The 15887-nt window shown below is 63.3% G+C and carries 13 protein-coding genes, 2 pseudogenes and 1 other annotated feature; of the genes and pseudogenes, 9 read left to right on the top strand and 6 right to left on the bottom strand.

Features of this window, described 5'->3' with window-relative positions:
- Positions 1 to 206: 206 nt before the first annotated feature.
- Together SBI20_RS08360 and SBI20_RS08355 are read right to left on the bottom strand one after the other, a co-directional pair.
- Positions 207 to 614 (bottom strand): DUF2442 domain-containing protein, encoded by a 408-nt coding sequence (locus SBI20_RS08360; RefSeq protein ID WP_317974618.1) that lies wholly within the window; start codon positions 612 to 614, stop codon positions 207 to 209.
- Positions 601 to 849, bottom strand: coding sequence for a DUF4160 domain-containing protein (locus SBI20_RS08355; RefSeq protein WP_317974617.1), 249 nt, complete (start codon positions 847 to 849; stop codon positions 601 to 603). The genes SBI20_RS08360 and SBI20_RS08355 overlap by 14 nt, the downstream gene beginning before the upstream one ends.
- Positions 850 to 1028: 179 nt before the next feature.
- On the opposite strand from SBI20_RS08355, the gene SBI20_RS08350 reads away from it, so the two are divergent.
- The 4 genes and pseudogenes from SBI20_RS08350 to SBI20_RS08335 form a co-directional block, all read left to right on the top strand.
- Positions 1029 to 2834, top strand: a complete 1806-nt coding sequence (locus SBI20_RS08350) for a putative bifunctional diguanylate cyclase/phosphodiesterase (protein WP_317976081.1) — start codon at positions 1029 to 1031, stop codon at positions 2832 to 2834.
- Positions 2835 to 2849: 15 nt separating this feature from the next.
- Positions 2850 to 3154 (top strand): annotated as a pseudogene (locus tag SBI20_RS08345) (transposase); the annotation flags it as partial.
- Between the two features lie 208 nt (positions 3155 to 3362).
- Positions 3363 to 4301, top strand: a complete 939-nt coding sequence (locus SBI20_RS08340) for an IS110 family RNA-guided transposase (RefSeq protein ID WP_317973750.1) — start codon at positions 3363 to 3365, stop codon at positions 4299 to 4301.
- Positions 4293 to 4406 (top strand) — a sequence feature (AL1L pseudoknot). Its footprint overlaps the gene before it by 9 nt.
- Positions 4316 to 5239 (top strand): annotated as a pseudogene (locus tag SBI20_RS08335) (IS3 family transposase); the annotation flags it as partial. It overlaps the preceding feature by 91 nt.
- Positions 5240 to 5384: 145 nt before the next feature.
- On the opposite strand, the gene SBI20_RS08330 reads toward SBI20_RS08335, so the two are convergent.
- The 3 genes from SBI20_RS08330 to SBI20_RS08320 all read right to left on the bottom strand — a co-directional run bounded on the left by SBI20_RS08330 (position 5385) and on the right by SBI20_RS08320 (position 7584).
- Positions 5385 to 5654 (bottom strand): ribbon-helix-helix domain-containing protein, encoded by a 270-nt coding sequence (locus SBI20_RS08330; RefSeq protein ID WP_317974616.1) that lies wholly within the window; start codon positions 5652 to 5654, stop codon positions 5385 to 5387.
- A gap of 105 nt (positions 5655 to 5759) precedes the next feature.
- Entirely contained in the window at positions 5760 to 6482 is a 723-nt protein-coding gene (gene phbB / locus SBI20_RS08325; protein WP_317974615.1) for an acetoacetyl-CoA reductase, read from the bottom strand.
- Positions 6483 to 6711: 229 nt separating this feature from the next.
- Positions 6712 to 7584, bottom strand: coding sequence for a hypothetical protein (locus SBI20_RS08320; RefSeq protein WP_317974614.1), 873 nt, complete (start codon positions 7582 to 7584; stop codon positions 6712 to 6714).
- 488 nt (positions 7585 to 8072) lie between these two features.
- Between SBI20_RS08320 and SBI20_RS08315 the strand changes: the two genes are divergently transcribed.
- The 5 genes from SBI20_RS08315 (at position 8073) to SBI20_RS08295 (ending at position 14486) form a co-directional block, all read left to right on the top strand.
- A complete protein-coding gene (locus tag SBI20_RS08315; RefSeq protein ID WP_411911552.1) occupies positions 8073 to 8534 on the top strand; it encodes a DUF3576 domain-containing protein in 462 nt (153 codons plus the stop codon).
- Positions 8535 to 8680: 146 nt separating this feature from the next.
- Entirely contained in the window at positions 8681 to 11266 is a 2586-nt protein-coding gene (gene leuS / locus SBI20_RS08310) for a leucine--tRNA ligase (protein ID WP_317974613.1), read from the top strand.
- Entirely contained in the window at positions 11259 to 11870 is a 612-nt protein-coding gene (lptE, locus tag SBI20_RS08305; protein WP_317974612.1) for an LPS assembly lipoprotein LptE, read from the top strand. The genes leuS and lptE overlap by 8 nt, the downstream gene beginning before the upstream one ends.
- Positions 11871 to 11880: 10 nt before the next feature.
- A complete protein-coding gene (gene holA, locus SBI20_RS08300) occupies positions 11881 to 12903 on the top strand; it encodes a DNA polymerase III subunit delta (RefSeq protein ID WP_317974611.1) in 1023 nt (340 codons plus the stop codon).
- A gap of 167 nt (positions 12904 to 13070) precedes the next feature.
- Positions 13071 to 14486, top strand: a complete 1416-nt coding sequence (locus tag SBI20_RS08295) for a sugar transferase (RefSeq protein WP_317974610.1) — start codon at positions 13071 to 13073, stop codon at positions 14484 to 14486.
- Positions 14487 to 14730: 244 nt separating this feature from the next.
- Here SBI20_RS08295 and SBI20_RS08290 read toward each other — a convergent pair whose 3' ends face one another.
- Complete coding sequence (locus tag SBI20_RS08290) at positions 14731 to 15786, bottom strand: ribonucleotide-diphosphate reductase subunit beta (RefSeq protein WP_317974609.1); 1056 nt, start codon at positions 15784 to 15786, stop codon at positions 14731 to 14733.
- Positions 15787 to 15887 lie beyond the last annotated feature (101 nt).

Below are 15887 nucleotides of genomic sequence, written 5' to 3'. Positions count from 1 at the left end.
GGCTGCTCCGGCGGTGCCTGCGCGGGCGTTTGCAACCCTGCGGGCCAGCACTCCCTTGCCCTGCGGCCCGTCTAGGGCTGTCGCCCTGGACGAACCTGCGCGACCCCGGACCGGGGTCTTGCCAAGCCGCCGATGGCGGCTCGATCCCCATCCCGCCCCAGCCTTATAGGGGGCGGTCGGTCAGGGGGCCGACGTTATCGGTGGGGCTATGCGTGTTTGCGGGGGCGCCCGCCTTTGCGCCCGTTCTCACGGGCGGCGGCGGTCTTGGCGGCGGTTGAAGCCCTGCCACCTGTTGCTCCAAGCTGCGCGGCCATCCAGCGTTTCGAGCCGAACACGCCGTGCATGAGCGAAGGCACATACACGTCCGCATCCAGCCGGGGCCAATGCAGGCCGAGGCCCGCAGGGGTGATCTCGATCTCGGTCAGATCATCGTCGGCGGCATCGGCCAGACCTTCCAGAAGCGTCACCGGGACCATGATCGTGACGCCGTTGTTGAGGCCGACGACAAGACGCCCTTGGCGGCGGTCATATTCTGCGGTGACGGCATATCCGCCCTGCCGGGTCTGTTCCCCACGGGCGACGGCGGCGGTGAAGTCTTGTTCAGAAATCTCCATGTATCTCGCTCCATACAGGACAAAGGGTGGCAACGTGGTCGGCAAGGTCTTTCTGAATTTGCGACACGTCACGGCGCGAAAACCCGTAGGATTCCCGAAGTTCCGGTGGTCCGCTTGGGCAGTTCAGTATGAAAACCGCTTCCCCCTCGGCCCCAATGACATGCACATGGGCAGGGCGGTGGTCATCGGTGTAGATTACGACCCGAAGGCCATCGAGGCGAAGAACGGTTGGCATGGCGTGACTATAACATAAACCCAAGCGCTTGGGAAAGTGCTTGTTCAGCAGGGCGCGGCGCTTTAAAAGTAAGCTTCCTTTGCGGCATTCTCACGGGGCTGGCAGCCTATTGAGCCAAACGCGATTGCCCTGTGTTGCACAAGGTAGGATTTTGCTTAGAACAGGTGGGAGGCGTGGTGATGGAAGCCCCTAAACGGCGGTGGATGGTAAGTGAGATGGGCGACGGTTCCACGCATCCGCATTACAGTGGAAACGAAGACTTCATCCGCTATGCCCTCGACAGTGCGGCCATCGTTGCCATTACGGACATCAAGGGCACGATCACCTTCGTTAATCAGAAATTCTGCGAGATCAGTGGATATACGCAGGAAGAACTGATCGGAGCCAACCACCGCATCCTCAACTCCGGAATTCATAGAACAGAATTTTTCCGGCAGATATATCGCCAAATCGCGCATGGTCTGAACTGGCATGGAGAAATCTGCAACCGGCGCAAAGATGGCACACTCTACTGGGTCGACACGACGATCGTGCCGCACATCACGGAAACCGGTAAGGTCGATAGCTACACCTCGATCCGCTTCGACGTCACACAACGCAAACTGATCGAGGAGGATTTGCGGGCAGCGAACAAGCAACTCGATACGCTTGCCAACATTGATCCTTTGACCGGTATCCCCAACCGCCGCAGGTTTGGAGAGGTCGTTACGGACCTGCTTGCGGAAGGCGCAGGGCAGGAAGCGCCATTTTACCTCGCTCTCATGGATATCGATGCTTTCAAGGAGATCAACGACGCTTTCGGGCATGACGTTGGTGACCTGATAATGCAGACCATGTCCTCAAGGCTGATGGTGCAGAAAGGCGAGAATGGTTCACTCTCGCGTCTCGGCGGCGATGAATTTGGTTTCGTTGTCACCGGTATGGATGACAATCAGGCAGTGCATTTCTTTAATGAAATACTTGAAGTGATTCGTCGGCCGATTCGTTTTGGTGGGACGTTGCGCCGCTGCTCGGCGAGTATCGGGATCGCCAGATATCCCGATCATGGGGACACATTGTCGGCGCTGCTCAAGGCAGCGGATATGGCACTTTACCATGCGAAGTATTTGGGCCGGGACCGCATAGAGTTCTTCGAGGCTAAGCTGAAGGTAGCGCTCGACCAGAAGGCAGAACTCCTGGGCGAGATCGAGGTCGCGCTTCGTCGCAACGAGTTGGCACTGTTTTACCAACCTGTCGTTCCGCTCGATCTCACGCAACCGCCATCGCTTGAGGCGCTGATGCGTTGGAGGCATCCCTCCCGTGGCCTCCTGACGCCCGAGATGTTTCAGGCAGCGCTTGAGGACAAATCTACAGCCGCTGCCCTTGGCAGATTTATGTTGGAGCAGGTGTTTCAAGATGCCGTCAAGCTACGGAACTTCGGGATTAGACCCGGCCACATCGCGATCAACCTGACCAATGCCGATTTCCGATCGGACCAGTTCCTCGACCGATTTTTCGAACTGTCACGCGAAACCGGTATCCCCCCCGAATGGTTTTGCGTCGAGGTGACCGAGGGCATGTTTCTTGAGCGTAGTCATGAACTCCTGCACAAGGGTTTACATTGTTTGCACGACGCCGGTGTCATGATTGCGCTTGATGATTTCGGTACAGGTTATGCCTCGTTGACGCATTTGCAGAAGCTGCCGCTCGACCGCATCAAGATCGATAAAAGCTTCGTCGCTAATATCGTCTCGGCACCCGATGATCTGGCCATCGTACAGGGCATTATCGAAATCGGCCACAAACTGGGAAAAACCATCGTCGCCGAGGGCGTGGAGACGCGCGCGCAAGCCGAACTTCTCGCCTCAATGAAGTGCGATTTTCTTCAGGGTTGGTACTTCGGAAAGGCCGAAGATCCGGCGTTGGTGGAGGACGCATTTCAGAACATACCAATGATGGTTCGTGAACTGAAGCGCCCCGGGTTTCCCGGAGGCTCCGATTTGTGAGAAGGAGCTTTCGTGATGAACAAGACCCGGAACAAGTTTTCACCTGAAGTCCGCGAACGCGCGGTGCGCATGGTTGGCGAGCATCGCGCCGATTACGGCTCGGAGTGGGAGGCGATGACCTCGATCGCCAGCAAGATTGGCTGCACGGCCGAGACTCTGCGCCGCTGATGCCGTGAGGAGGCGAGCCGACGAACGGCACCAGCGGCGCTGGCCGCCGATGACCAGGCCCGGCTCAAGCTGCTGGAGCGCGAGGTCAAGGAACTGCGGCGCGCCAACGAGATCCTGCGCAAGGCATCAGCGTATTTTGCGATGGCGGAGCTTGTCTTATGAGAATTCCCGGCTCCTGAGGCAAAAGGGAGCCACAACCCGGCACCGCAGCTGCGGTGCCGGGTTGTGGCGGAGGCGGCGCCGTGCGGAGCTTGGTCTTGCAGGACCGCGGTCGAGTTTGGCGAGCCTCCGTCTTTTCTTACGACCTGAACGGATACGTGGGCTCCGGGCCCGAACGACAAGCAAAGGTAGAAAGAAGAGATGGCCAAGGATACCATCGGGATCGACGTGTCGAAAGACCGCCTGGATGCGTTTTGGCATTCCCAAGACGCAGCACTCAGCCTGCCCAACACGGTTGAGGGTTTCGCCCAGCTATGCACATGGCTGGGTAAGAATAAGGGGGTGTTGGTCGTTTTCGAGGCGACCGGCGCATATCATCGTGGGCTTGAACGATACCTCAGCTTGGCGGGGCAGCCTTTCATCAAGGTCAATCCGAAGCAAGCGCGGCGCTTTGCTCAGGCTATCGGCCGTCTGGCCAAGACCGACAGCGTTGATGCCAGGATGTTGGCACGAATGGGCGTGGTCCTTGATCTGGCCCCACAAGGCATTGAAGGCGAAGATATTCATGATCTCAGAGAGTTGCTGACAGCTAGGCGGGCCATGGTCAAAGATCAGATCACCGCAAAGACGCGTCTCGCCACAGCGAGCAACCCGCTTGTGAAGGACCAACTTTGCCGCCGGATCGATGACATCGACACGGACATCAAAGCCCTGGATCAAGTGATTGCGCAGATCGCTCAGCAGCGTGGCACCCTTGATGAGCGCATCAGACGCCTCATGACCATTCCCGGGATCGGCAGATTGACCGCGACCACGTTGGTGATCGACATGCCAGAGCTTGGACATCTCGACAGCAAAAAGATCGCCGCTCTGGCTGGGCTTGCGCCTATGACGCAACAGTCAGGCAAGTGGCAAGGCAAAGAGCGGATTATTGGTGGTAGGGCATCACTTCGACGGGCAATTTACATGCCTGCGTTGGTTGCCATTCGCTTCAATCATGATTTCCGTGACAAATATCAGCAGTTCGTAAATGCAGGGAAAGCAAAGAAGGTGGCTATCACCGCCGTCATGCGGCGCATCATCGTTCTGGCAAACACGTTGTTGCGTGAAGGACGCGATTGGCAACCTGTTCGCCCTTGACCAAGACGGATACTCGACCGCCGCGAGAAATGATGATGTCGTTCATCGACGCCCATCGTGAGGATCTGGGTATCGAGCCGATCTGCCATGAGTTGGCGATCGCCCCGTCCTCCTACCATGAACATGCACGTCGCCTGGTCGATCCCGGCAGGCGCCCCGCGCGTGCCCGTCGTGATGACGAGATCAAGGCGCAGATCAAGCGCGTCCACGAGGCCAGTTCCGGGCTCTATGGAGCACGCAAAGTTTGGCACCAGTTGCTGCGCGATGGCGTGGCTGTCGCCCGGTGCACCGTGGAGCGCCTGATGGCGGCCATGGGGCTGGCGGGCGCTCGGCGTGGCAAGACGACGATCACCACGGTCAGCAATCCGAAAGCCCCGTGCCCATTGGATAAAGTCAATCGCGAGTTCCGCGTTGAACGTCCCAACGCATTGTGGGTGGTCGATTTTACATACGTCCACACCTGGGCCGGCTTCGTTTATGTAGCTTTCGTGATCGACGCCTATGCCCGCCGGATCGTGGGCTGGAAGGTCAGCACGTCGGCTACCGCCGGCTTCGTGCTGGACGCCTTGGAGCAGGCGATACAAGCCCGCAGGCCAGGGCCGGAAGATGGCCTGATCCACCATAGCGACAGGGGCGTTCAATATCTCGCCATGAACTACACCCAGCGTCTGGCCGAAGCCAACCTCGTACCATCGGTCGGCAGCGTCGGCGACAGCTATGACAATGCCTTGGCCGAGACCATCAATGGCCTCTACAAAACCGAGGTGATCTGGCGTCAGAGGTCATGGCCAAGCGCATCGGCAGTCGAAATAGCAACCCTGCGCTGGGTGGATTGGTTCAACAACCAGCGCCTTTTCGGCCCCATCGGCTACATCCCGCCCGCCGAGGCCGAGGCAAACTACTATGCAGCCAGAGAGACCCTCGATATGGTTGCATGACTCAATTGAAAATGCCTCCGGGAAACCCGGGGCGCTTCATGTCCTGCTCGCTGGTTCTCGCCGCGCTCAGTTATTGCCTGTTCGAGATGCCGATGCGTCGTGCACTGGCGCCAGCCAGACGTGGGACGGTCAGGGGGGCGGGCCGTCAGGGGGTGTGCCTGGCGCTTTCCTGATCAGCCTGTCCTGCCATTGCGCGCGCTGCGAGCCAAAGGCGCAGGGCGCCAGCGAGGCCCGAAGGCGTGGGGCTGGCAATTCGTTCGGCATCGATCTGTGCGATCAGGGCGTTGAGCGGCATGCCTTCGCGCGCGGCCTCGCGGCGCAACCAGTCCCAGAACAGCGGTTCGAGACTGATCGAGGTCTTGTGCCCGGCGATCTCGACCGAATGCTTGACCGGAGGATGATAGGGAACTGCCATGGGATCGGGAATTGTCATGTGAGGGCCGGTTCTGGGCCGAACCGGGCCGAAACGCAAATGCGCCCCGGCCCGTGTCACACCATACTTGCCGACCGGTCCCGGCAATCAGTACATGTGCTGGCCACCGTTGATCGACATCGTCGATCCGGTGACAAAGCCGCCTTCTTCCGAGGTCAGGAAAACCACCCCCCGCGCGATTTCGCTGGCCTGTCCCAGACGACCGACCGGAATGCGGGCGATGATCTTGTCGAGCACCGCCGGAGGCACGGCGGCCACCATGTCGGTGTCGATATAGCCGGGCGCGATGGCATTGGCCGTCACGCCATACTTGGCGCCTTCCTGGGCCAGCGCCTTGGTGAAGCCGTGAATGCCCGACTTGGCCGCGGCATAGTTCACCTGACCATACTGGCCGGCCTGACCGTTGATCGAGCCGATGTTGACGATCCGGCCCCAGCCGCGCTCGCGCATGCCCGGAAACGTGGCCTTGGCCATGTTGAAGCATCCGCCCAGATTGATGCGCATGACCTCGTTCCAGTCATCGAAGGTCATCTTGTGGAGCACGCCATCGCGGGTGATGCCCGCGTTGTTGACCACGATGTCGATCGGGCCGACTTCGGCGGCAACCCGCGCGCAGCCTTCCTGCGATGCCTCGAAATCGCCGACGTCCCAGCGATAGGTCTTGATTCCCGTGCGTTCAGCGAAAGCCTGCGCCTTCTCCTCGTTGCCTGCATAGTTCGCGACGACGGTTCGCCCTTGTTCCTGGAGGGCAAGGCAAATCGCTTCGCCAATACCCCGAGTTCCGCCTGTCACGATGGCCACTCGCGTCATTCCTGGTACTCCCGTTCTCACCAGCTTCGATGGCCCTAGGCTAGGATTATGAAACGCTTGCGGCAACCCGCCTGCGTCGCAATTGATAAATTTCCCAAACTGGAATTGATAAAGACCGGAAAGGCTTTGGAACCGGCGAGTCGCGGGCTTTCGGTCAATAAAAAGGCCCGCCAGAGCGAGCCTTGTTTCAACCGAATCGGACCAGGATTTTGCTCAAAAACAAAAATACCTAGAATCGGAACTGCGTCCCCAAGTAGACAGCCTGACTGTCCTGCTTGCCATCGGTCAGCGGACGCAGGCGATCCCGTTCCGACGAATAGCGGATGCCCGCCGTCACATCGAGATTGCGGGTCAGGCGATAGCTGCCGCCAAAATCCACCTGATAATCGCCCTGTCCTTCGAGCGTGCGCGGCGCGCGACCGGTGCGTTCCTTTTCGTCGAGCGCGAGGCGCGGCGCCAGACGGCTGGGCGTCGCCGAGGTGATCGAGCTGCTGACCGACTTGCCCGCTGCCGAGAAGTGGCTGAGGTCGGGCATGTCGATGCGCTGGACATCGCGCGAGAAGCTGGTGCCGCTGGTGCCAAGGCTGCTGGTGACGGCAAAGCTCTGATAGCCGCGCGCCATGCCCAGGTTGAACGCATTGGGCGCGATGCGCAGCGGCGCAGCGGCGCCCGGCGTCGTGCCGATATTGCCCAGAACGCCACGGACCAGAATGACCCCGGTGGTTTCCGGGTTCACGCGGACGGCGACGGTGATCGAACGCTCGGCCCGCGAATCCGAACCGGCGGGGGTGAAGCGGAAAGCCTGGCTGTTGGCCACGCCACGCACGGTGATGACCCGTGCCAGACGCGGATCGCCCGAAGCCGGCGTGAACGAGCCGATCCCGCCCCGCGCAGCAAGGCTGACCTGGCTGAGCCGGGCCTGCGCCAGCGGAGCGAACGTGCCGGTGACAGCGCGGCTGACGGTCGGCGCGATGACCAGACCGGCGGCGACACAGGCGCCAACCAGCAGCGGAGCCCGCAGGGCGCGCCGCAGCGAAGAGGGGCGCACGACGCCGCGGCGCGAAACGCCCGCTTCCGTCCTGATGCCATCCTTGCCGCTCATGACCCTGCCTGCTTCCTGTTCTTGCCCGCAAATCCGGGCCGTTCATGCCCCATACCCATCCCCGGAAAGAGGAGGAGTGTGACACCGGCATGACGCCTTGAGCTTTTCTAGTCCTGCCCCCCCGCAATTTCCAGATCCCAAGCGCGCAGGCGCACAACCATTTTTCTGGCTGTGGCCAAGTGGTGACAGGCAGGCACAGACCTCTCCCCTCCCTCGCGCCCCGCATGTCCCCCATGCGCGCCCAGGCCCGCCCCACGCCCGGCCCGCGCGCCAAGCGTGCAACGCGGCTTGCCGGGCGAGGGGTCGGGGTGATAGAGGCAGTGACAGAGACTTGGGCCCGAGGGCCGGGCGCTCACACGATTTTATCATGCAGGGCTTGCGGTTATGCCGTTTTTCGCAAGATCCCTGCCAGACAGGACAGGATTGACGTGACGATCAGCGCCATCGCCCGCCACATTGCCAAGGCCACCGGGATCAAAACCACCGAAATCAAGATCACTGTGGCCCCGGCGCTTGCCCTTGGCGCCATCGCTCTGGCGCTGTCGGGCTGTGCGGCCCATGGCAACAAGAAGGTCGCCAAGCTCGAAAAGAATCCCTCGCTGGCCGCCAGCAAGGTCACCACGATCGGCGTCAACGCCTATCTGTGGCGCGCGAGCCTCGATTCGCTCTCGTTCATGCCCCTGCTCCAGACCGACAGCAACGGCGGCGTGATCGTGACCGACTGGTATACCAACCCGCGCGACCCGAACGAGCGCATGAAGGTCAGCGTCTCGATCCTCGATCAGGACTTGCGCGCCGACGCCCTGCGCGTGACCGCCAGCCGGCAGGTCGCCCGGAACGGCGGCTGGATCGATGCCCCGGTACAGGCGGCCACCGTCCAGAAGCTGGAAGACGTGATCCTGACCAAGGCCCGCGACTTGCGCCGCCAGGCCCTGCCCGGCGCGCTCTGATTGCCTTTGTCGGCCTTCGGGCCGACACAGCCTCCCTCTCCCCTCTCCCCTCTCCCCCTCTCCCCCTCTCCCCCTCTCCCACAATGCGGCACGCCCCAAGCGGCACGCGCTTGCGATAAGGCGTGCCGCTTCCTAAAGAGCGCGCCATGACTTCCGCTCCTGCCCAGCCCAATCCCGGCCAGCCCGCTTCCACCCAGCCCGCTTCTGGCCGCTTCGATCCCGCCACTGCCGACTTGCGCTGGCAGAAGGCCTGGGACGACGCCCAGTCGTTCCGTGCCGACGACACCAGCACCAAGCCGCGCAGCTACGTGCTCGAGATGTTCCCCTATCCTTCGGGGCGCATCCACATCGGCCACGTGCGCAACTACACGATGGGCGACGTGCTGGCGCGCTACAAGAAGATGACCGGGCACGAAGTGCTCCATCCGATGGGCTGGGACGCATTCGGCATGCCGGCGGAAAACGCCGCGATGGAAAAGGGCGTGCATCCGGGCGGCTGGACGCGCGAGAACATCGCCAACATGAAGGCGCAGTTGAAGCGTCTGGGCTTCGCGCTCGACTGGAGCCGCGAGATCGCGACCTGCGAGCCGGAATACTATGGCCACGAACAGGCCCTGTTCCTCGACCTTTATGCCGGTGGCCTCGTCTACCGCAAGGAATCGGCGGTCAACTGGGACCCGATCGACCACACCGTGCTCGCCAACGAGCAGGTGATCGACGGGCGCGGCTGGCGCTCGGGCGCGCTGGTCGAAAAGCGCAAGCTCAACCAGTGGTTCCTCAAGATCACCGACTTTGCCGACGAGCTGCTCGAAGGCCTGTCCACCCTCGACAAGTGGCCCGAAAAGGTCCGCCTGATGCAGGAAAACTGGATCGGCAAGAGCCAGGGGCTGGAATTCCGCTTCACCCTCTCGAACGGCGTGACCCTGCCGGTCTACACCACCCGCCCCGACACGATCTTCGGCGCGAGCTTCGTGGCCGTGGCCGCCGACCACCCGGTCGCCCAGGCCGCCGCAGCGGGCAACCCCGCCGCGCAGGACTTCATCGCGCTGTGCAAGCAGGGCGGGACGACCGCCGCCGAACTCGAAACCGCCGAAAAGCTCGGTTTTGACACCGGCCTGACCGCCGCCCACCCGTTCACCGGCGCGGCGCTGCCGGTCTACATCGCCAATTTCGTGCTGATGGACTATGGCACGGGTGCGATCATGGCCGTGCCCGGTCACGACCAGCGCGACTTCGACTTTGCCACCAAGTACGCCCTGCCGATCCACCGCGTGGTCGCCGCCGATGTGGCGCAGGCCGATGCGCCGTTCGGCACGGAAGCCGAAGCGGGCGACGGCATTCTGGTCAACTCGCAGTTCCTCGACGGGATGAGCGTGGCGCAGGCCAAGGCTGCCGTGATCGGTCGCGCCCAGGCCGAAGGCTGGGGCGAGGGCAAGACCGTGTGGCGCCTGCGCGACTGGGGCGTGAGCCGCCAGCGCTATTGGGGCACGCCGATTCCCTTCGTCCATTGCGAAGTGTGCGGCGTGGTGCCGGTGCCCAAGAAGCACCTGCCGGTCACCCTGCCCGAAGACGTCGACTTCTCGGTGCCGGGCAACCCGCTCGACCGCCATCCGACGTGGAAGCATGTCGATTGCCCGCAGTGCGGCCATGCCGCCCGCCGCGAAACCGACACGCTCGATACCTTCGTCGACAGCTCGTGGTACTTCCTGCGCTTTGCCAGCCAGCCCGCCGACCGTCCGTTCGATCCTGAACAGATCAAGCAGTGGCTGCCGGTCGAACAGTATATCGGCGGCATCGAGCACGCGATCCTGCACTTGCTCTATGCCCGGTTCTGGACCCGCGCCCTCGCCCGCATCGGCAAGGTCGATGTGAAGGAGCCGTTCGGCAGCCTGTTCACGCAAGGGATGGTCACGCACGAAACCTATTCGCGCGTCGATCCGGCCAATGGCCAGCCGATCTGGTATGCGCCGGGCGACATCGAGCGCAGCGGCGAAGGCGCCACGCTCAAGGCCGATGGCCAGCCGGTCGAGATCGGCCGCGTGATCAAGATGTCGAAGTCCAAGAAGAACGTGGTGGACCCCGACGACATCGTCGCCCGCTATGGCGCCGACGCCATCCGCTGGTTCATGCTGTCCGACAGCCCGCCCGAGCGCGACCTGCCGTGGTCGGAAGCAGGCATCGAGGGCTGCGCGCGCTTCGTCCAGCGCCTGTGGCGCCTGTTCGCCCAGATCGACGCGGGCGCGGAAGGCCGGGACAAGACGCTGGATCGCAAGGTCCACCAGACCGTCCATGCCGTCGGTCAGGACATCGAGGCGCTCGGCTTCAACAAGGCCGTCGCGCGCATCTACGAACTGACCGGCGCGACCGAAAAGGCCGCCCCCTCGGCCAGCCGCACCGACGCCATCCGCACCCTGCTGCTGCTGATCGCGCCGATGATGCCGCATCTGGCCGAAGAAGCCTTCGCCGCCGATGGGCTGGGACAGGGGCTGGGGCTGGTGGCGGACGTCGCCTGGCCCGCAGTCGATCCCGCGCTGCTGGTGGACGACGAAGTGACCGTCGCCGTGCAGGTCAAGGGCAAGCTGCGCGACACGCTGACCGTGGCCAAGGGCACTTCGCGCGAAGAGCTCGAACGCCTTGCGCTGGCCTCGCAGAACGTGCAGCGTGCGCTCGACGGGGCAGACGTGAAGAAGGTGATCGTGGTGCCCGACCGACTGGTGAACCTCGTTGTCTAAGCTCTCGCTCTCCCTGACGGGCGCCATGGGCGCGGGCCTTGCGCTCGCGCTCGGTGGCTGCGGCCTCCATCCGATGTACGCCGGGGGCGGCTCGGGCGCGGTGGCCACCGCTGTTGCCAGTGTCGAGGTTTCCCCGATTCCGGGCAAGTCGGGCTGGCTCGTGCGCCACGATCTGGCCGACCGGCTGGGTTCGGACGGCAACCACCCGCGCTATCGCCTCGATGTCCGGCTCGACGAAAAGCTTCAGGGCCTGGGCCAGATGTCCGACGATACGATCACCCGCGAACGCCGCACGATGCGCGCGCGCTACCAGCTGGTCGACCTGAACACCGGCGCCATCGCGCTCGACGCCACGGCCTCGGTCGACGAGGGCCTCGACGTGGTGTCCAGCGAATATGCGGTGATCGCCGCCGAGCAGACCGCGCAGGAGAACCTCGCGCGCGAGCTGTCCGACCAGATCGTCACCCGCGTGGCCACGCGCCTGCGCGCCGCCGTCCGGGGCGAACAGCCCATCCCCGCGCCGTCCTCGGCGCCGCCGTCCGATCAGGGCGAAAGCGGCGAAAGCACCGGTGGCGCTCCCGCTTCCACCCCCGGCGGACATTGATCCCCCTGCGGTGAAAGCCACCCAGAAAACCTTTCCCGGCATGGCGGTGCGCGCCGCACAGGAATGCCGGATCTTCTTCTTCTGCGGTCCCGACGAAGCCGGGGCCGCAGATGCTGCTGCGCGCATTGCGCGCCTGCTGGGCGAGGCCGAGCGCGTGGAGATGACCGGCGCCGACTTGCGCCGCGACCCGGTCCGCCTCGCCGACGAGGCCCGCTCGGTCTCGCTGTTCGGCGACCGCCGCCAGATTCACATCCGCACCGCGGGCGACGAGACGTTCGACGCGGTCGAAACCCTGCTGTCCAGCCCGGTCGAAGGCTGGCCGGTGCTGATCGTGGCGACGTCGGCCACCGACAAGTCGCGCGTGGCCAAGCTGCTGGCTGACCGCCCCGATGCGCTGGTCGGCATGTTCCATCCGCCCGACATGCGCGCGGTGATCGACAGCGTGCGCGACATGGCGGGCGCGGCGGGCCTGCGGATGACCGGCGATCTGGCCGAGCGCATCGCCCGCGCCACCGCGCTCGATACCCGCATGGCGCGCAGCGAGATCGAGAAGCTCGCCCTCTACCTCGACGCCAGCCCGCAATCACCGCGCACCGCCGATGCCGCCGCGCTCGACGCCGTGGGCGCCGCCACCGAGGACGACGGCATGATGCCCGTGGTCAATGCCGTCCTCTCGGGCGATTCGCGCCGCATGGGCGCAGAACTCGCCCGCGCGCGCGAATTGGGCATCAATCCGGTGGGGCTTCTTCTGGCCTTTGAACGGCGCGCCGCACAATTGGCGCAACTTGCCGGACGTCTGGGCACCCGATCCGATATCAACAGTTTCCTCGAACAGGAAATGGCTGCCCGCCGCGTCTTCTTTCGAGACAAGCCGGATCTGGCCAATCAACTCAAGCGCTGGCGTGGAAAACGCCTCGAACGTCTGCTCGAACGGCTGATTTCGTTGCATCGCAGCCTTTTGGCCGACAGCCGCAATGCCGACCTGCAACTCTGGCACGCTCTGTCAGAAATTACGCGCGCCGCGTCGCGCTAGGTCTTTTCAATCGACTCACCTTTCGTAAAACGCTAAGGAGAGATACTTGCCAATGCTTGAAGAGCATGCAAGTATTGCATCGCAGCAAAAGTCGTTTTTGCTGCCCGGCAGATCATTGTCCTGCATTTATTGATACTAAAAGACGCCCCGACGACGATAGGCTCCAAATGACGACGCTCGATCTTGAAGCCCAGTCTGCGACCCGCGCCAATCCGCGTACCCTTTCCCCGCGCGAGCGGCTCAAGCTTCCGCTGGCCCCCTCGCTCGAACACCGCCGCCTCCAGTGCTATGCGCTGTTGATGGCGACCGACAGCCTGGCCCTGGCCGGGAGCATGCTGGGCGTGGGTTCGGCCCTGCACGGCAGCCTGTCGATGGCGTTTCAGCACCTGCTGCTGCTGCTGCCGTTCTACCTGATCGGCGCGCTCAGCTTCGACGCCTATTCGCTGCCCGCGCTCACATCCGTCCGCTTCAGCCGCCGCCGGGCCCTGATCTCGCTGGTTGCCGCTTTCACCACGCTGATCTTCCTGGCCTTCTTCGCCAAGGTCTCCGACCAGATCTCGCGCGTTTCGATCGGCGCCAACTTCGCGGCCTGCTCGCTCATGCTGCTGATGGTCCGCTCGTCGATCCAGCCGCTGATCGCCCGCCTGTGCGGCCCCACGGCGCAGAACGTGCTGATTCTCGACGATGGCGGCATGCCGGTCCGCATCCCGCATGCCTGGCACATCAGCACCCGCGATCACCTGCTGGTTCCCAACCGCAGCGATCCCCACATGCTCGACCGCCTGGCCATGTTCATGACCAACATGGACCGCGTCCTCGTCAGTTGTCCGCCCGAACGCCGCATGGAATGGGCCATGACCCTCAAGGGCGCGAACATCACGGGCGAGATCATCGACCAGACGGTGATGTCCATGGGCGTGCTGGGGGCCCGCCGCATCGACAATACCGGGTCTCTGGTCGTCTCGGCCGGGCCGCTGGGCCTGCGCGGTCGCGCCACCAAGCGCGCGATGGACCTTGCCATCGCGGGCAGCGCCGCCCTGTTCCTCGCGCCGCTCCTGCTGACCGTGGCCCTCCTCATCTCGCTCGAAGACCGGGGCCCGGTCTTCTTCAAGCAGCAGCGACAGGGCCGCAACAACCGCCTGTTCTGGATCTACAAGTTCCGCTCGATGCGGGTGGCCCAGCTCGACAGCGCGGGCGCCCGCTCGGCCAGCAAGGACGATGACCGCATCACCCGCATCGGTCGCCTGATCCGCCGCACGAGCATCGACGAACTCCCCCAGTTGATCAACGTCCTGCGCGGCGACATGAGCATCGTGGGCCCGCGCCCGCACGCCCTGGGCTCCCTGGCCGGCACGAAGCGCTTCTGGGAAGTCGATCCCCGCTACAACCAGCGCCACTCGCTCAAGCCGGGCCTCACCGGCCTTGCCCAGGTTCGCGGCTTCCGCGGCGCCACCGACACCGAAGCCGACCTGTCCGGCCGCCTTCAGGCCGACCTCGAATACCTCGACGGCTGGACGATCTGGCGCGATGTCCAGATCATGTTCGCCACCTTCACGGTCCTCATCCACGACCGCGCTTTCTAGAGCGATTGATCCGATGGCATCGGATCAATCCTCCAGTTTTTGCCTTGCCGCGTTTGCCGAGGAGGGCGGGACCGGGGAGGCTGGTTCCCCTCATGACTCCACCGTGCAGCAGATCGGATGACAGATATGTCCAGACAAAAAAGCGGGGGCCAAGTGCTCCCGCTTTTTTGTCTCGATTCCCGGTCTTGTCCAAGAAGCCGGATAGGGGGGACAGGGAGATTTGCACTCCCTGTCCATTGCGGCATCACTCCGCCGCGACGTCGTTGCCACCGAACATGTCGATGTCGACTTCGATGGTTTCCGGGGCCGGATTGGCGGCCTTGGCCTTGCGGCGACCGTCGAAGTCGGACCAGACTTCGTTCCAGTTGCCGCGCGTGGCCGCCTTCGAATATTCGGTGGCGCGGGTTTCGAAGAAGTTGGCATGTTCGACGCCGTTGAGCAGCGGGGTCAGCCAGGGCAGCGGGTGTTCCTCGATCATGTAGATCGGGTCGAAGCCCAGCTGGCCCAGGCGCCAGTCGGCGATGTAGCGGATGTAGCGCTTGATTTCCTTGGCGCTCATGCCGGGGACCGGGCCCTGTTCGAAGGCCAGGTCGATGAAGGCGTCTTCGAGGCGGACGGTTTTCTGGCAGCAGTCGAGGATGTCCTCCTTGACCGCCTTGGTCAGGCACTGGCGCTCGGCGCAGAATTCCTTGAACAGGCGGGTGATCGCTTCGCAGTGGAGCGATTCATCGCGCACCGACCACGAAACGATCTGGCCCATGCCCTTCATCTTGTTGAAGCGCGGGAAGTTCATCAGCATCGCGAACGAAGCGAAGAGCTGGAGGCCTTCGGTAAAGCCGCCGAACATGGCGAGCGTGCGCGCGATGTCTTCGTCCGAATCGACGCCGAACTGCTGCATGTAGTCATGCTTGGCCTTCATTTCCTCGTATTCGAGGAACATGCCATATTCGCTTTCGGGCATGCCGATGGTGTCGAGCAGGTGCGAATAGGCCGCGATGTGGATCGTTTCCATGTTGGAGAACGAGGCCAGCATCATCTTGACTTCGGTGGGCTTGAACACCCGGCCATACTTCTCGTGGTAGCAGTCCTGCACTTCCACGTCGGCCTGGGTGAAGAAGCGGAAGATCTGGGTGAGCAGGTTGCGCTCGTGGTCCGAGAGCTTCTGGGCCCAGTCGCGGCAATCTTCGCCCAGCGGCACTTCCTCGGGCATCCAGTGGATCTGCTGCTGGCGCTTCCAGTATTCGTAGGCCCAGGGATATTCGAAGGGCTTGTAGGTCTTGCGGGCTTCGAGAAGAGACATCGGAGGTGGTCCTGTTGGAATTCTGGCAGATGGGAATGACGGGGAGGCGCTGAAAGGCGCGAGGGGCGCGGGGGCCCGCTCAGGTCGCCGGACAGGGCGGT

Origin of the sequence: Novosphingobium sp. IK01 (assembly GCF_033242265.1) — a bacterium.
In the GTDB taxonomy this organism is placed as follows: Bacteria; Pseudomonadota; Alphaproteobacteria; order Sphingomonadales; family Sphingomonadaceae; genus Novosphingobium; species Novosphingobium pituita.
This window is presented reverse-complemented; position numbering and strand designations above follow the sequence as displayed.